Origin of the sequence: Brevundimonas sp. DS20 (genome assembly GCF_001310255.1) — a bacterium.
Lineage (GTDB): Bacteria > Pseudomonadota > Alphaproteobacteria > Caulobacterales > Caulobacteraceae > Brevundimonas > Brevundimonas aurantiaca.
In genome coordinates this window covers 3,272,379-3,288,644 of record NZ_CP012897.1, presented here as the reverse complement: position 1 = coordinate 3,288,644, position 16,266 = coordinate 3,272,379, and the positions used below count along the sequence as shown (strand labels likewise).

The following is a 16,266-nucleotide window of genomic DNA, read 5'->3' as shown; positions in this document are numbered from 1 at the left end:
TGGCCGAAAACCGCGAGACAGGTGCGGCTGAAACGCCCATTCTGCGCCGATGGAACAGACCCTGGATTCGGAAGCCTGCTGGCGGGCGCTGAGCGCCCGCGACGCCCGGTTCGACGGGCGGTTCTTCACGGGGGTCACCTCGACCGGCATCTACTGTCGGCCGGTCTGTCCGGCGCGGACGCCGCGGCGAGAGAATGTGGTGTTCCACCCGACTGCGGCCTCGGCCGAGGCGGCGGGGTTTCGCGCCTGTCTGCGCTGTCGGCCCGAGACGGCGCCGGAGATGGGCGCCTGGCGCGGCACGTCCAACACCGTCAGCCGCGCCCTGGCTCTGATCGAGGCGGGCGCGCTGGACGACGGGGACGCCGAGGCCCTGGCCGAGCGGCTGGGGGTGGGAGAGCGGCACCTGCGGCGGCTGTTTCGCCAGCATCTGGGCGCCGCCCCCGTCAGCGTGGCCCAGACCCGGCGGGTGCTTCTGGCCAAACAGCTGATCCATGAGACCGAACTGACCATGGCCGAGGTGGCGATGGCGTCGGGCTTCGGCAGCGTGCGCCGGTTCAATGAAACCTTCCAGGCCCTGTACGGGCGCCCGCCCTCGGCCCTGCGGCGGCGCAAGGCGGCGGAGGAGGGCGGCGGGCGCGTGACCCTGAACCTGGCCTATCGCCCGCCCTATGACTGGGACTTCGTGTCGGCGGCCTTGGCGGCGCGTGGGGCGGCCGATGAAACCACGGCGGACGGCGCCTGGACGCGGCGGCTGCGCAAGTCGGTGGATGGGACCGAGGGCGCAGTGACGGTGCGCTCCGGCGCGCTCGGCAAGGCTGTGGTCGAGGCCCGCATCGACGAGTTGAAGGCCCTGCCCGGCGTCCTGGCGCGGGTGCGGCGCGTGTTCGACTTGGCGGCCGATCCGGAGGCGATCACGCGCGACCTGTCCGCTGACCCCGAACTGGCGCCGGTCCTGGCCGCGCGGCCGGGTCTGCGTCCCGTCGGCGACTGGATCGACGACGGAGAGGGCGCGCCCAGCGATCGGCTGACCGGCGCCGACGCCGCCCTGACGGCGCGGGCCGAGCGGTGGCGGCCGTGGCGCGCCTATGGAGCCCTGTATTGGAACACGATCAAGGAGATGAGCCATGACTGAACCCGCGACGGCGGCCTCGGACCTGACACTGGATCGGTTCGCTTCGCCTCTGGGCGAGATTCTGGTGGTGACCGACGTGGACGGGGCGGTGCGGGCCCTGGACTTTCACGACTATGAAGACCGTATGCGGCGGCTGCTGCACCGCCACTACGGGCCGGTCGCCCTGAGGACGGGACGAGCGGAGGCGGTGCGTCGGGCGGCCGACGCCTGGTTCGCCGGCGAGCTGAGCGCCTTCGAGGGATTGGAGGTGCGGACCGGCGGCGGGGTCTTCCAAAGATCGGTCTGGGCGGCGCTGCGCACCATTCCGGCGGGCGAGACCTGGACCTATGGCCGGCTGGCGGCGGCGGTTGGCTCGCCCAGGGCGGCGCGGGCCGTGGGGCTGGCCAACGGCGCCAATCCGGTGGCGATCATCGTGCCGTGCCACCGGGTGATCGGCGCGAACGGCGCCCTGACCGGCTACGCCGGCGGGGTGGAGCGCAAACGCTGGCTTCTGGCGCATGAGCGGGGCGCCGATCGGTTCAGCGTGGCGTGAACCGGTCCGGCGCCAAGGCGGCGGGGGTGAAGCGGGCCTGACGCACCGCGCCGTTGAAATAGTTCAGCCGATTGATCCGGCAGCCGACGGAGGCCTGTCCCGGGCCCTGGGGCTTGAAGGCGATCGGATGTTCGCCCTGCAAAACGCCGTCGACATAGGACCGGTACATCGTTCCGTCGAAGGTCTGGGCCACATGGAACCACTGTCCGCAGGGGTACAGCCGCTCCGGGAAGATCAGGGTGTGGTTGTAGCCGGGGCCGCGGGTGAAGGCGTCCAAGTACCAGCGGTCGCGCACGACGCGGATTTCGAACAGGAAGCGGGTCTGGGACGGGGGCTGGCCCGCCGGCGCCTCTTCCGCCAGATGGAACCACCGCTGTTCGAAGGCGCCGCCGTCGGGACGGAACAGGGCCTCGAAGGTGAAGGTCTCGGCTCCGGCCAGCGGATGGCTGTCGATGAACAAGGCGTCGTCCACGCCGTCGAACCGTACAGCCTGGCCATAGGGGCTGTCGATCAGGGCCGGCGCACCCTCCACCGTCGTCCGCTCGCCGCCGATGTCGGCCAGCCGGTCGAAGGTCCAGACCGTCTGCCGGGCCGGCGCCCCCGACAGGGTGGCGCAGCCGCTGAGGGCCAGGGCGCCCGCACCCGACAGGACGGCGCGGCGATGGGGAGGGGCGGGATCGGACATGGCGACCGTCTTCCCCTCTGGGTCAGGTCCCGTCAAGGAACAGGCGGCAGGCGGGGTTGGTGGTTTCGTCGACGTAGGGGTAGCCCAGGTCGGCGAGGGCGGCGGTCAGTTGGGCCTGTTCTTCGGGCGGGACGCTGATCCCGGCCAGGACCCGGCCGACGTCGTCGCCGTGGTTGCGATAGTGGAACAGGGTCAGGGCCCAGGCGGGCTGGAGGCTGTTGAGGAAGCGCAAGAAGGCGCCGGGCCGTTCGGGGAACTGGAAGCGCAGGATGCGTTCGTGGGGCAGGCCGACGGTGCGGCCGCCGACCATATAGCGGACGTGCAGCTTGGCGGTCTCGTTGTCGCTCATGTCCTCGACCGCATAGCCGCCGGCGCGGAGCCGAGCGATCAGGTCGTCCTTTTCCTGCCCTATCGCCTCGCGCGCGGCGCGCGGCTGGTTGAGGGCGGCGTGCGGACCGTTGTGCAGGGCCACGCCGACGAAGATCTGGGCCTGGCCGTCGCCGGACCAGCGGTAGTTGAACTCGGTGACCGAGCGGCCGTCCAGGCTGTCGAGGAAGCGGCGATAGTCGTCGCGGTCGTCCTTCATGGCCACGGCCAGCAGGGCCTCGGCGCCCTCGCCGATCTCGGCCCGTTCGGCGACGTGGCGCAGCCGGTCGAAGTTGACATTGGCGCCGGAGTTGACGGCGATCAGGGCGCCCGATCCGGGATGGGCGGCGGCCCAGGCCTTGAGCCCCGCAAGCGCCACGGCGCCCGAGGGTTCGGCGACGGCGCGGCTGTCGTCGAAGATGTCCTTGATGGCGGCGCAGATGGCGTCGGTGTCCACCAGGACGATTTCGTCCAGCAGATCCCTGCACAGGCGGAAGGTCTCGGTCCCTGCGCGGCGCACGGCCACCCCGTCGGCGAACAGGCCGACCTCGTTCAGGGTCACGACCTCGCCGGCGTCGACGGCGGCCTTCATCGTGGGGGCGTCGACGGGCTCGACGCCGATGACGCGGGTTTCGGGACGCAGGAATTTGACGATGGCGGCCACCCCGGCGGCCAGACCGCCGCCGCCGATGGGGACGAAGACGGCCTCTATGGGGTCGGCGTGCTGGCGGGCGATCTCCAGCCCGACCGTCCCCTGGCCGGCGATGACGTCGGCGTCGTCGAAGGGGTGGATGAAGGCGGCGCCGGTCCGGCCCTCCAGTTCGCGGGCGTGGGCGTAGGCCTCGTCGAAACTGTCGCCGTGCAGGACCACTTCGCCGCCCAGGGCGCGCACGGCGGCCACCTTGATGCCGGGGGTGGTGGTCGGCATGACGATGGTCGAGGGGATGTTGCGGCGGGCGGCGGCCAGGGCCACCCCTTGCGCGTGATTGCCGGCCGAGGCGCAGATCACGCCCTTTGACAGTTCGACCTGGGACAGGCCGGCGATCTTGTTGTAGGCGCCGCGGATCTTGAACGAAAACACCGGCTGCAGATCCTCGCGTTTCAGCAGCACGGGCCGCGCGAGCCGCGCCGACAGGCGACGCAGCGGATCGAGAGGCGTTTCCTCCGCCACGTCATAGACGCGGGCGGTCAGGATGCGGCGGATGGTGTCTTGCATCAAAATATCAGGCAAAGCGCGGTCGGCAGGAAAGAAGTCGCTGATGCTCTAGGCGATATGGTCGCGGGGCGAAAGGTTCGTGCGCTTACCGAGTGCTGAGCGGCGCTGGTTGAACGGGCGAAGCGGTGCGGGATCGTCGCCGACACGGGTCGAAGGCCCTGCGAAAACACTTGGGGAGCTGATCGACTGAACAATCCGCTTGCGCCCGTCCCCCATCGGCCTACATTGGTTCCGCTTATGCTAACTTTGAGCATAAGGGTCGATAGGAGAGGATCATGGCCGACGGCGCCTTTGGTCTGACGCAGGAACTGGAGCGGGAGACCGCCGGGGTGTGGGCGAAGGTCAAGGACCACGTCACGCCGCTGGAGTGGCCCGAACAGGCGCGGCTGATCAGCGAGATCAACCGGCTGAAGCGCGAGCGCGACGCCGTGATCCTGGCTCACAACTATATGACGCCCGAGATCTTCCACGGGGTCGGCGACTATGTCGGCGACAGCCTGGGCCTGGCCAAGGAGGCCGCCCGGTCGGACGCCAAGGTGATCGTTCAGGCCGGCGTGCACTTCATGGCCGAGACCTCGAAGATCCTGAGCCCGGAGAAGACCGTGCTGATCCCCGATCTGCGGGCGGGATGTTCGCTGGCCTCGTCGATCACGGGGGCGGACGTGCGGCTGATCAAGCAGCGCTATCCGGGCCTGCCGGTCATCACCTATGTGAACACCACGGCCGAGGTGAAGGCCGAGACCGACATCTGCTGCACATCCGCCAACGCCGTTCAGGTGGTGGAATGGGCGGCCAAGGAATGGGGCGTGGACCGGGTCATCCTGATCCCCGACGAATTCCTGGCGCGCAATGTGGCGGCCCAGACGACGGCGGGGATCATCGCCTGGAAGGGGCACTGCGAGGTGCACAAGCGCTTCACCGCCCAGGACATCGCCGACATGCGCGACGCCTGGCCCGACGCCGAGGTTCTGGCCCACCCCGAATGCCCGGAAGAGATACTGGCGGCGTCCGACTTCGCCGGATCGACGGCGGCCATGACCGACTATGTCGAACAACGGCGACCCAAGCGGGTGGTGCTGATCACCGAATGTTCGATGGCCTCCAACATCAAGGGCGACGTGCCGAGCGTGGAGTTCGTGGGGCCCTGCAACCTGTGCCCGCACATGAAGCGGATCACGCTTCAGAACATCCACGACTGCCTGCTGAACATGCAGTTCGAAGTGACCGTGCCCGAGGCGATGATCGAACGCGGGCGGATGGCGGTGCAGCGGATGATCGACCTGCCGCCGCCGGCGATCCCGGCCCGCTACGACATCGTCAAGGCGCGGCATCACGTCGATGTGGAGCTGATCTGAGCGACGCGGCGATCGGTCCCCTCGTCGGGACAGGGCGCCGCGCCCATCTGGACGCCATGAGCAAGACAGACACACCCGCCCCCGCGCCCGACCGTCCCCTGGGGCCGTGGGACATCAAGCCCGAAGCGGCGGGCGCGCGGCCGGCCCAGACCGAGGCGGTGGCCGAAGAACCGGTCGAGAAGGATCAGAGCCTGGTCTGGGCCGTGCTGTCCACGGCCCTGATGGCGGGCTTCCTGTGGTGGATAACCGGCAGCGTCGTCGTGGCGGGGGCGGTGCTGATCGGCCTGTTCGTGCATGAGGCGGGGCACGCCCTGGCGATGAACCGGCTCGGCATGGGTCCGGCGCGCATCTACATCATTCCCTTCCTGGGCGGACTGGCCAAGGGACGGCGCGCGCCTCGAAGCGAGTGGGACGGAGTGCTGGTTTCGCTGGCCGGGCCGGCCTTCGGTCTTCTGGCCATGATCCCCTTCGTCGCCGTCGGGATGGCGACGGGCCAGGGCGAATGGTTGGCTGGCGCCTTCTTCATCGCCATGCTGAACCTGGTGAACCTGGTTCCCGCTCCGCCGCTGGACGGGTCCAAGGCCCTGGGGCCGGTGCTGACGCGGGTTCATCCGCGGCTTGAGCAGATCGTCCTGCTGGTCATCGGCGTGGCAGTGGTGTGGTGGGGTCTTTCCACGGGCCGGTTCATCCTGGCCGCCTTCCTGGCCCTGTCGGTGTTCAGCCATCTGAAGCGCGGCGTCTGGCGCGCGGCGTGGGGCACGCTGAGCTGGCCCGAGGCGGGCAGGAGCCTGGGGCTTTATCTGCTGACCCTGGCCCTCTGCGCGGCGGCGGCGGTCGGCGCCCTGATGCCCGTGACCGAGGGTGATCCGGCCGGCGCCGTTCGGCTGGGCCTGAACTATCTGGGGATCGGACGATGACCCGCGTGCGACATGAGGGGCCGGTGATCGTCGGCGCCGGACTGGCGGGGCTGTCGGCCGCGCTGGAGGCCGCGCAGGCTGGGGCGAGGGTTCTGGTCCTGACGCCGGAGCCGCTGCTGAGCGGCTGTTCGTCCGCCTGGGCTCAAGGCGGCATGGCGGCGGCCCTGACGGCTGTAGACTCGGCCGAGCTGCACGCTCGCGACACCGAGGCGGCCGGGGCGGGTCTGGTCGATCCGGGCGCGGCCCAGGCCTTGACCGAGGCCGGGCGCGAAACCGTCGAATGGCTGGCGGCCCTGGGGGCGCCGTTCGACCGGTATGGGGACGGCAGCTTCGTCGTCAGTCTGGAGGCGGCCCATTCCGTGGCGCGCGTGGCGCGGGTCGGCGGCGACGGCGCCGGACGCGCCATTCTGTCGGCCGTTGTCGCAGCCGTGCGGGCCGAGGCCCGGATCGAGGTCTGGGAAGACGCCCGGCTGAAGGGGCTGATGCAGGATGAGACCGGCCGGGTGGTCGGGGCGGTCGCCGCCCGCGGCGAACGGCTGGTCGAGGTTACGGCCTCGGCCGTGGTTCTGGCGACCGGGGGCGCCGGGGGGCTGTTCGCCGCCACCACCACCCCCGCCGCCTTGAAAGGCGAGGGCATGGCCCTGGCGGCGCGGGCGGGGGCGGAGATTCTGGACCCTGAGTTCGTGCAGTTTCACCCCACGGCTATCGACGTCGGCCTGGACCCCGCGCCCCTGGCGACCGAAGCCTTGCGCGGCGAGGGGGCGCGGCTGATCGACGGCGCGGGCGCCTTCCTGCTGGGTGAGGAGGCCGACGCCGATCTGAAGCCCCGCGACGTGGTGGCCCGGGCCGTCCATGCCGCGCGAATCGAGGGCTGGGGCGCCTTTCTGGATGCGCGCGCGGCTGTGGGGGAGGCCTTTCCGCACGAGTTTCCGGCCGTCTTCGCCGCATGCATGCGGGCCGGGCTGGACCCGCGCGTCAGCCCCATTCCGGTGATGGCGGCCTGCCACTATCACATGGGCGGGGTCGCCGCCGACGCCGAAGGTCGCACGACGGTTCCGGGCCTGTACGCCGTCGGCGAATGCGCGGCGACGGGGGTGCACGGCGCCAATCGTCTGGCGTCCAACTCCCTGCTTGAGGCCGCAGCCTTCGGACGGCGGGCCGGGCGGGTCGCGTCGGGCGAGACGGGGGGCGGACGGCCGGTCGCGACGCCCCTGGCGCCCGATCTGCCCGAGGCGGCCCTGGCCGAGCTGAGGACGGCGATGACGGCCCAGGCCGGGGTGGTGCGTGACGAGGCCGGTCTGACGGCCCTGATCGCCCTGATCGACCGGCTGGAGGCCCGGCACGGGCCGGCGGCCTGTCTTCTGGCGGCGCGGCTGATCGCCCAGGCGGCGCTGGATCGGCATGAGAGCCGGGGTGGCCATTACCGCGCGGATTATCCGCAGAAGGCCGCGAACGCTGCTCATACGCGGATCAGACTGGCCGGAGACCTCGCCCTGGCGGCGGAATGACAGCCTCTATGGAGACCCCCCGAGACATGGCCCTGAACCGATCCCTGCCGGAGGTCCTGATCGAACCGGTGGTGCGGATGGCTCTGGCGGAAGACCTGGGGCGGGCGGGCGACGTCACGGCCCTGGCCTGTATTCCCCCAGGGGCGCGCATGAAGGCGGCCTTCACGGCGCGCAAGGCCGGCGTTTTGGCCGGGATTCAGGCCGTGCGGCTGGCCGTGCAGGCGATGGACCCGACGGCCGACGTGGATCTTCGGCTGGCCGACGGGGCGGCGTTCGAGACGGGGGCCGTGCTGGCGGTGGTCGAGGCCGACGCGCGCGCCTTCCTGTCCGCCGAGCGGACGGCCCTGAACCTGGTCGGACGGCTGAGCGGGGTGGCGACCCTGACGCGGGCCTATGTTCAGGCGGTCGCCGGGACCAGGGCGCGGATCGTCGACACCCGCAAGACGACGCCGGGTCTGCGGGCGCTGGAGAAACATGCGGTGGCCTGCGGCGGCGGGGTGAACCACCGGTTCGGCCTGGATGACGCCATCCTGATCAAGGACAACCACGTCGCCGTCTGCGGCGGGGTGGGCGAGGCCGTGCGGCGCGCCAAGGCCTTCGCCCCTCACCTGATGAAGGTGGAGGTCGAGGTGGATGGGCTGGATCAGCTGAGCGAAGTCCTGGCCCTGATCAATGAGGACCTGGCGCCGGACGTGATCATGCTGGACAATTTCAGCCTGGCGGACCTGAGGCGGGCGGTGGCCTGGACCGGGGGGCGCATCCGGCTGGAGGCGTCGGGCGGGGTGGATTTGACGACGGTGCGGCCGATCGCGGAGACCGGGGTCGATGTGATCTCGGTCGGGGCCCTGACCCATTCGGCGCCCGTGCTGGACATCGGCCTGGACGCCCTGTGAGGCCAGGGGAACAGCCCGCCGCGCGCGACGTTCATACGATGAACCGCGCGAGGAGCGAGCCCAGGAGCGACCGATGTCCCAGACGCCCCAGACGCCTCAGGCCCTGCGGGTGCGGCGGGCGCCCGCTCAACCGCTCAGCGTCGGCTACGACCGGCTGAGCGTGATCGGGGTCGGGCGGGAGCAGACCTCAAGCCCGGACAAGCCCGGCCGTCGGTTCGGCGAATTCGATCAGAACCGGACGACACGGGGGCCTTTCGGCCCGGACTGAAGCGCCTTTGCGATCAAACGGGGTTGGAGGCGTCCGCCGTTTCCGTCCTGGCCTCCGCCCGGGGCGCAGCGCCGCGCGGCGCCGAGGCCGCCGTGGGCCGGGCGGCGGGCGGGGGGGAAGCCTGGCCGGACGCCTGGGTGGCGACGGCCGCATCCGCAGGCTTGGCGGCGGGACGGGCGTTCGTCGGCGCAGCCTGGGGCTCGGCGCCGCCCTCCTGGGCCAGGATCAGCGAATAGGCCACGGCCTGTCCGGCCTGGCGGGCCGCTTCGACGGGATTGAGACCCGCCTGGATCAGACGGGGCTGATCGTCGGCCTGAGACGGACGGGCGGCGTAGGTGAAGGCCCCGCCTGAGCCGGCGCGACCGCCGAACCGATAGAAGAGATGGCTGCCCACCTGGTTCACCCGGATCAGGGTGTTGCGCCAGTCGGGCGACACGCCGGTGGTGTGGAAATGGGTGGCGTTGCCGACGCCCGCATAAACCGATCCGGACAGGGCCGAGGAGGCGATGCCGCGCGCTCGGTTCCAGGCGGCCTGGTTGATCCGGCCGCGCATCACGCCGTTGCAGGTGAAGGAGAACTGGCAGCCGGTGCGGCGCGCGGCGCCCTGATAGACGACGGCGCAGATGCTCTTGGGGAAGGCGGGGTGGCGGACCCGGTTCAGGACCACCTGGGCCACGGCCCGCATGCCGTCGCGGCCCTCGCCGCGCGCTTCATAATAGACGACCTGGGTCAGGCAATCGAGGTCGCGGCTGGCGTCAAGGGCGTGATCTAGGCGGAAGGGCTTGGCGCCGACGGGGGTGGAGAGATTGGCGTGGCGCAGTTTGGGATCGCGGTTGGCGTCCAACTGATCCAGACGGGCCGCCAGAAGCTCGGCCTGGCGATCGCGCTCGGCGGCGCCGGCGCTGGTGTAGGGATCGTGCCGACGAGCGATCGACAGGGCGCTGGCGTCCAGACCGCCGGCGGCGGCGGACAGGGCTTCTTCGGTGAAGCCGGCGGCGGTGGCGCCCTGGATCCGTTCGGCCTGGGCCCGCAGCGTCGCATTGCGCGCCATGGTCCCGCCCAGATAGGCGCCGCCGATCGCCAGTCCCACCAGACAGCCGAAGGCCGCGGCCGCCGTCACGGGCTTGATCTTCGCCACATGATCGGTGCGGGCGGGGCCGCGCGTCTGCGAGGAATGCGACAACGAGTTCATCCTGTTCAGCAGGGCGAGAAACGCTGCCCCCGGGTCGTATCGCCGGCGGGGCGACCCGAAACGGTCGCCTGTCCGGCCGGCATTCGGCGCGCGGCACATACAGCCCGGACGTCGAGGACGGGCCTATATAGCGAAGTTTGTGACCTGAATGTGGCTGATTCGCAAGCGGCTGGTTAAGGCGACGAAAGGATTAGGTATTTTTACGATATTGCCCCGGCGGCATGACAATATGGGCCGGATTGCGACAGTGGATAGAGCGAATACTGTATTGGGTTGCACGGCGTCTCGGCTGTAGATTGTCACATTTCCCCGTATCTGCTGAATGGCGCGCGGATTGTGTTGTACGTTGGTCCGTTTTCCGTATTCGCCAGTTCTGGATCGCGCTGGGAACCTCAAGCGCGGCGCGGCGTTCAAGCGTGACCTTTTTGGAGAGACGCCATGTCGCGCATGATCATCACGACCTGCATCGCCGCCGGCGCCCTGGCGCTGACGGCTTGCGGGACCACAATCGAGCAAAAGGCCGCCAGCGGCGCGGTGGCGGGGGCTGTGGTGGGCGGACCCGTGGGCGCCGCCGTCGGTGGAGCGGCCGGAACCGCCGTCGGCCAGGCGCAGAAGCCCAACTGACGAACCCGCCGTTGCGCCTGCTCTTGTAACGGGGCGGGCGCGACCTATCTGCATCACTGGAGCAGGTAAGGGCGCCTTAAGCGCGCCATTTCGTGCGCGCGGCCGATTTCGTGGCGGCGAACCTTGCTTTTGGTCCCTGCATAGGCTTTGTGCGCCCCGCTTCGGGACGCGCGCGTTCTCCGCCGCCCGACCCCCGATGGCCGCTGGCCGATCACAAGGAACCCTGACGCTTTCGCATGAAAGATTTGAAGACCGGATTTACCGACCGCCTGACCGCCCAGCAGGAAGCCAAGAAGGCTCTGCTCGCCAAGTTCAAGCCCAAGCCCGCCGCCCCCGATCCCGAGTTCGAGCGCCTGGCTGAAAAGCGCGCCGCCGAAAAGGAAGCCCTGCGCCAGCAGCACGAACTGGCCAAGGCGGAACAGCGCCGCGAGAAGGCCGAGAAGGAGGCTGCGCGTCTGGCCGCCGAAATGGCCGCTCAGGAAGCGATCGAGGCCGAGAAGCGGGCCGACCGGAAGGCGCGCAAGCAACTGACCAAGGAAGAGCAGAAGGCCAGGCGCGACGCGCGCTACGCCGCCCGCAAGGCGCGCCGCTGAGGCGGCCTTGGAACTGACGAAGAAAAACGCGCCGCAGTCACTGCGGCGCGTTTTTCTTGGACCTAGTGGATCGGCCGCGGCCCCGCCGTCGAAAGAACGGCGCGCAATTGCTCGGGCGAATAGGGTTTGCGCAGGAAGGGCCAGGGCGTGTCGGCCAGAACCTGATCCACATCGTCGCCCACATAGCCCGAGGTCAGGACGATCCGCATCTGGGGCCGGTCCCGCGCCGCCTGACGCGCCAGGTCCACGCCGCTCATGCCGCCCGGCATGACCACATCGGTCAACATGACGTCGAAGCGCGCCCGTTCCAGGGCCTTCAGCGCCTCGGGGCCGTTCTCGACCCATTCGACGTCCAGGCCGAAGCTTTCCAACTGATCCAGGGCGATGGCTGCGACATCCGCGTCGTCCTCCACCAGCAGCAGGCGGTGGCCGTTCGGCAGGGCGGCGTCGACGTCGGCCGGTTCGGGCGACGGGGCGGCCTTGTCCGCGATCAGCGGCGGCAGATAGAGGCGAATCTCCGAGCCGCGGCCGGGGCTGGAAGCGATGTGGACCCCGCCGCCCGACTGTCGCGCGAAGCCATAGACCTGGCTGAGGCCCAGGCCCGTTCCCTTGCCGATCGGCTTGGTGGTGAAGAAGGGTTCGAAGACGCGGTCGATGACATCGGCCGACATGCCCGATCCGTTGTCGGACACGGCGACGCAGACATAGTCGCCCGCCGCCAGTTCCGGGATCTGCCCCGCCGAGACGGAACAGGCCTGGGTTTGGATCGTGATGCGGGCGCCGGCGCGGACGGGGCCGTCTCGACCCGATCGAGGCGGGCCGTCGGCCTTGCTGGCCGCATCGGCTGATGCGGCGTCGCGCCCGGTCACGTCGCCCAGGGCGTCGCGGGCGTTGACGACCAGGTTCAGCAGGGCGGCCTCGAACTGAGCGGGATCGACGTTGACGCGAACGCCGCCGCGCTTCAGCCGGATCTTGAAGTCCACGGCCTCGCCGACGGCCCGGCGCAGCAAGGGCTCGCCCTCGCGGATCAGGCCGTTCAGATCGACCGCCTCGGGACGCAGGGCCTGACGGCGCGAGAAGGCCAGAAGCTGGTGGGTCAGGCTCTCTCCCCGACGGGCGGCGGCCAGGGCGGCCTCGCCCAGCTTCTTGCGTTTTGCGGCGTCGTCGGAGCGCAGGATGATGTCCAGCGCCCCGATCACCACCGTCAGCAGATTGTTGAAATCGTGGGCGACACCGCCGGTGAGACGGCCGACCGCCTCCATCCGCTGGGCGTGCATCAGATGGGCCTCTGCGGCGGCCTTTTCGGTCAGGGCCTCCGCGACCCGTTCCTCCAGCAGCTCATTGATGTGCTTCAGGTCGTCCTCGGCGCGTTTGGCGTCGGTGACGTCGATGGTGGCGCCCACATAACCCTGGAAGGCGCCGGCCGCATCGAAGCGGGGCACGCCCTCGGTCCGGAGCCAGCGCAGCCCCAGGGTCGGATGATTGGCCCGGCTGAGCGCCTCGAACCGATCCCGCGCCTGGAAGGCCCGCAGGAAGGCGGCGTCGAACACCGTCTCATCGTCCGGATGCATCAGCCTGCGCCAGCCGTCCAGCAGTTGGCGCTGCGAGCGGATGTCGCAGAACAGACGATAGCGCTTGTTGGCGAAGACGATCCGGGGCGTCGCATCCGTCATCCAGATCATGGCCGGAGCGCTGTCCGCGACGGTGCGGAAGCGGCTTTCGGATTCGGTCAGGCGGGCTTGGGCTTCGCGCATGTCGGTGACGTCGAAGGCGACGCCGACGAAGCCGATCAACTCGCTTCCGGCCATGCGCGGACGAGAGAAGGATTTCAGCCAGCGCCACTCGCCGTCATGACGCCGATATCGTGCCTCTAGAGAAAACGGTTCTCTCGTCGCCTCTCCGGCCAGGGACTCTCGAAGGATGCGGTCCTGGTCGTCCGGGTGCAGTCGGGCGCGCCAGTCCGCCGCAAGGGCCGTCTCATAGTCCGCGCCGAAGAAGTCCGCATAGGCCTGGTTGATGAAGGCGCGGCGGCGATCCTGGCGCGTGACCCAGATCAGGACCGGCGCGGTGTCGGCGATGGCGCGGAAGCGCTGTTCGCTCTCGCGGGTCTCGGTCTCGGCTCGGGCGCGTTCGATCTCGGCCCAGGTGCGGGCGGCGACCTCCTCGACCAGCTGGACCTCCGCGTCGGTCCAGCGGCGGGGGGCGGCGGCGTGGACATAGAGGAAGGCGCGCAATCGGCCGTTGCGGATCAGCGGCGCGCGGATCAGGGCGCGGGTCTGGATTTCGGCGAAGGCGGCGGCGATGTCGGCCGAACGGGGGTCGTCGCGGACGTCGTCGATGCGGATGGTCCGACCGTCGAACAGGTCGGCGACGAGGGTGGGATTGAAGACGCTCGGCGCGCGCCCGTGAACGCTGGCGACGCCCTGAATCCAGTCGCGGCTCAAGGAGACGACTTCGCCCGTCTCGTCCACCTCGCCGTAGCCGACGCGGTTCGCGCTCAGCAGGCCGCCCAGGGACGCCTCGACCTCGGCCATCATCCGCTCCGGGTCGGACAGGTCGCGCAGGCGGTCGCTGAGGTTCAGAAGGAAATGCTGGCGGCGCTCGGCGCGGGCGGCCTTCTCCAGCGGTTCGCGCGCCCCGTCCACGTTCAGGTTGATCCCGGCATAGCCCAGAAAGGCGCCGGTCTCGTCAAACCGCGCGTTGGACAGGGACAGGGCCGAGACGACGGAATCCAGCCGGATCAGGGTCTGGCGCAAGGAGGCGCCCAGCCAGGTGCAGAACAGGCCCACCAAGACGAAGTTGGAGGTGGCGACCACGCCCAGATGCGGGGTCGTCGGGCCGGGGTTCAAGGCGACCAGCGCCCAGCCGCCCAGCAGAGACCCCGCAACCGCCGTCAGACCCGCCAGACGTCCGCCGGCCAAGGCCGCCAGAATGACGCCCGGCAGTAGGATCATGAAGCCGGTGATCCCGCCGTAAAAACCGGCGGTGGCCGCCCGCACCGCCAGTCCTGCGCCGGCGCCGGCCAGTCCGACTAGAATTCTCCGCCAGGCGGGACCGGACTTCAGACGGGCGAGAACGAGGAGACCGGCTTCGGCGTTCAGAAATCGGCGAAAGACCGCGCCTGGCGTCATATTGTGCCCATCCCCTCACGTCGTTCGATGCGACGTTATGTGATGCAACGCTTGTTGCGGTTTTGCGTTCCTGCCTGCCGGATTCCGTCTAGATTGCCGGCGACGAACTCACACCCACGGAGCGTATTATGACCGCAACCATTGACACCGGACTGTCCCAGAGCGAGCGCGGCGACGTGGTTGAGCAACTGACCCGGGTTCTGGCGGACGCCTACGCCGTCTATCTGAAGACCCACGGCTATCATTGGAACGTGCGGGGGCCTGAATTCTTCTCGCTGCACAATATGCTGGAGCAGCAGTATCGCGACCAGTGGGCGGCCCTGGACGACATCGCCGAACGTATCCGCGCCCTGGGCGAGTTGGCGCCGCAGGGCTACGGCGCCTTCGCCAACCTGACCAGTATTCGCGACGGCGAGCCGGAAAAGGACGCGCCCGACATGCTGCGCGAGCTGATGCGCGATCATGAGACCTTGATCGCCACCATGCGCTCCGCCCTGGACGTGGCGGACGGGGACGGCGACGACGTGACCGTGGATCTGCTGACCCAGCGTCTGGCGGCGCACGAGAAGTTCGCCTGGATGTTGCGGGCCAGCCTGGGCGGTCGATAAGGCGGATCGGCGGTCCGCCTGAAAACGGCCCCGAAATGCGGGCACGGTCCGGGCCTCCTGCGTCCATGACCTGGTCGCGCCTGCTGTGGAACAGAATGGTCCTTACCCATTGGAACCGGATTTGGGCGGCGGTCAGGCGCTCGGCTGCGGCCTTGCCCGCCGCCGCCGCCGTGCTGGGCGTCGCCCTGTCGGCCGGCTCGGCCGTGCGGCCGGACGCGGATCGGACGGCGGAGGCCGTGGCGCGGATCACCCAGGGCGATCTGGGGCCCCACGGCCTGGCCGCTCTTGAGGGGCGGCTGAGCGCCTCGCAGCTGGCCCTGGCGCAGCGGCACGATCCAGCCCTGACCCCGGCGGCCTTCACCCCAGGTGCGACCCTGGCGACGGCCGGAGCCCTGCGTCCGGCGCGGCCCTTCGTCTTCAAGGGCGGGGCCGAGGATCGCCGTCGCGCCCTGCGGTGCCTGACCCAGGCGGTCTATTACGAGGCGGCGCTGGAGTCCGACGAGGGCCAGGCGGCGGTGGCTCAGGTGGTGCTGAACCGCGTGCGCGATCCCAACTACGCCGACACGGTGTGCGGCGTTGTGTTTGAAGGCGCCGAGCGGACGACCGGGTGCCAGTTCAGCTTCACCTGCGACGGCGCCCTGTCCCAGGCGCCGGTTCCCTGGGCGTGGGAGCGGGCGCGCAAGGCGGCCGAAAAGGCCTTGAACGGCTATGTGGCCCAGACGGTGGGGACCGCCACCCACTATCACGCCGACTATGTGGACCCCTGGTGGGCGCCGACCGTCTCGCGCGTCAACAAGATCGGGACGCACGTCTTCTATCGCTGGAAGGGTCTTTACGGGGAGACGGCCGCCTTCCGCGCCGTTTACAAGGGACGCGAGCCCCTGATCGATGAAGCGCGGTTCGCCCGCCCCCGACCCGGCGTTCAGCCTGGCCAGGGGACCGGAGGCCCGGACCCGGACGCGGTCCCCGCCGAGGCAGGGCAGGCGGCCCCGCTTAAGACCGTCGAGGTCGACGGACGTCAAAGGGTGGTGGGCGTGGTCAGCCTGGGCGGACGTCGTCTGCCTACCCAGGAAGAGGTCGCCGCCATCAATGCGCGGCTTCAGGCCCTGGAGGCCAAGCCGGAGCCGGAGCCCGCTCCGGCAGGCGTCGCCGTGATGGCGGTGGAAGAGGTCGGACGCCCCGCCAAGTGAAGCGATGGGCGTTCTAATGCAACGCTTGCGCGGGTCGAGCATTGAAGCTGCTGATC

General features: G+C 69.9%; 15 protein-coding genes. 11 read left to right on the top strand and 4 right to left on the bottom strand.

Annotated features, from left to right (window positions below; all coding sequences use genetic code 11):
• Nucleotides 1–49: 49 nt before the first annotated feature.
• Nucleotides 50–1,132 (top strand): bifunctional transcriptional activator/DNA repair enzyme AdaA, encoded by a 1,083-nt coding sequence (locus JL11_RS16135; RefSeq protein WP_054766552.1) that lies wholly within the window; start codon nucleotides 50–52, stop codon nucleotides 1,130–1,132.
• On the top strand, nucleotides 1,125–1,664 hold the full coding sequence (locus JL11_RS16130; RefSeq protein ID WP_054766551.1) for a methylated-DNA--[protein]-cysteine S-methyltransferase: 540 nt from the start codon (nucleotides 1,125–1,127) through the stop codon (nucleotides 1,662–1,664). The genes JL11_RS16135 and JL11_RS16130 overlap by 8 nt, the downstream gene beginning before the upstream one ends.
• Here the strand turns inward: JL11_RS16130 and JL11_RS16125 are convergent.
• Nucleotides 1,651–2,349, bottom strand: coding sequence for a LamG-like jellyroll fold domain-containing protein (locus tag JL11_RS16125; protein ID WP_054766550.1), 699 nt, complete (start codon nucleotides 2,347–2,349; stop codon nucleotides 1,651–1,653). The two genes, JL11_RS16130 and JL11_RS16125, sit on opposite strands and share 14 nt — an antisense overlap.
• Nucleotides 2,350–2,371: 22 nt before the next feature.
• Nucleotides 2,372–3,931 (bottom strand): threonine ammonia-lyase, biosynthetic, encoded by a 1,560-nt coding sequence (ilvA, locus tag JL11_RS16120; protein WP_054766549.1) that lies wholly within the window; start codon nucleotides 3,929–3,931, stop codon nucleotides 2,372–2,374.
• Between the two features lie 275 nt (nucleotides 3,932–4,206).
• Here ilvA and nadA point away from each other — a divergent pair, with 275 nt between their 5' ends.
• The 5 genes from nadA to JL11_RS16095 all read left to right on the top strand — a co-directional run bounded on the left by nadA (nucleotide 4,207) and on the right by JL11_RS16095 (nucleotide 8,872).
• The gene (nadA, locus tag JL11_RS16115; protein ID WP_054766548.1) at nucleotides 4,207–5,286 is read left to right on the top strand and encodes a quinolinate synthase NadA; all 1,080 of its coding nucleotides are present in this window, start codon (nucleotides 4,207–4,209) and stop codon (nucleotides 5,284–5,286) included.
• A 56-nt stretch (nucleotides 5,287–5,342) separates the two neighbouring features.
• Nucleotides 5,343–6,203: a metalloprotease gene (locus JL11_RS16110; protein WP_054766547.1), complete on the top strand. Its 861-nt coding sequence runs from the start codon at nucleotides 5,343–5,345 to the stop codon at nucleotides 6,201–6,203.
• Nucleotides 6,200–7,711 carry an L-aspartate oxidase gene (locus JL11_RS16105; protein WP_054766546.1) on the top strand — a complete coding sequence of 504 codons (1,512 nt, stop codon included), beginning with the start codon at nucleotides 6,200–6,202 and terminating at the stop codon, nucleotides 7,709–7,711. Before JL11_RS16110 ends, JL11_RS16105 begins: the two co-directional genes overlap by 4 nt.
• Before the next feature lie 8 nt (nucleotides 7,712–7,719).
• On the top strand, nucleotides 7,720–8,604 hold the full coding sequence (gene nadC / locus JL11_RS16100; protein WP_442853661.1) for a carboxylating nicotinate-nucleotide diphosphorylase: 885 nt from the start codon (nucleotides 7,720–7,722) through the stop codon (nucleotides 8,602–8,604).
• Between the two features lie 73 nt (nucleotides 8,605–8,677).
• On the top strand, nucleotides 8,678–8,872 hold the full coding sequence (locus tag JL11_RS16095) for a hypothetical protein (RefSeq protein ID WP_054766544.1): 195 nt from the start codon (nucleotides 8,678–8,680) through the stop codon (nucleotides 8,870–8,872).
• 13 nt (nucleotides 8,873–8,885) lie between these two features.
• Here the strand turns inward: JL11_RS16095 and JL11_RS16090 are convergent, their stop codons facing one another.
• The gene (locus JL11_RS16090; protein ID WP_224762064.1) at nucleotides 8,886–10,055 is read right to left on the bottom strand and encodes a cell wall hydrolase; all 1,170 of its coding nucleotides are present in this window, start codon (nucleotides 10,053–10,055) and stop codon (nucleotides 8,886–8,888) included.
• A 447-nt stretch (nucleotides 10,056–10,502) separates the two neighbouring features.
• Between JL11_RS16090 and JL11_RS16085 the strand changes: the two genes are divergently transcribed.
• Together JL11_RS16085 and JL11_RS16080 are read left to right on the top strand one after the other, a co-directional pair.
• Complete coding sequence (locus tag JL11_RS16085; RefSeq protein WP_007442649.1) at nucleotides 10,503–10,688, top strand: hypothetical protein; 186 nt, start codon at nucleotides 10,503–10,505, stop codon at nucleotides 10,686–10,688.
• A 236-nt stretch (nucleotides 10,689–10,924) separates the two neighbouring features.
• Nucleotides 10,925–11,281, top strand: coding sequence for a DUF6481 family protein (locus JL11_RS16080; protein ID WP_054766543.1), 357 nt, complete (start codon nucleotides 10,925–10,927; stop codon nucleotides 11,279–11,281).
• Nucleotides 11,282–11,343: 62 nt separating this feature from the next.
• Here JL11_RS16080 and JL11_RS16075 read toward each other — a convergent pair whose 3' ends face one another.
• Nucleotides 11,344–14,412, bottom strand: coding sequence for a PAS domain S-box protein (locus JL11_RS16075; protein ID WP_054766542.1), 3,069 nt, complete (start codon nucleotides 14,410–14,412; stop codon nucleotides 11,344–11,346).
• Nucleotides 14,413–14,540: 128 nt separating this feature from the next.
• Between JL11_RS16075 and JL11_RS16070 the strand changes: the two genes are divergently transcribed.
• Both JL11_RS16070 and JL11_RS16065 read left to right on the top strand, forming a co-directional pair.
• Nucleotides 14,541–15,020: a Dps family protein gene (locus JL11_RS16070; protein WP_054766541.1), complete on the top strand. Its 480-nt coding sequence runs from the start codon at nucleotides 14,541–14,543 to the stop codon at nucleotides 15,018–15,020.
• A 95-nt stretch (nucleotides 15,021–15,115) separates the two neighbouring features.
• Nucleotides 15,116–16,210, top strand: a complete 1,095-nt coding sequence (locus tag JL11_RS16065; protein ID WP_054767042.1) for a cell wall hydrolase — start codon at nucleotides 15,116–15,118, stop codon at nucleotides 16,208–16,210.
• Nucleotides 16,211–16,266: the final 56 nt, after the last annotated feature.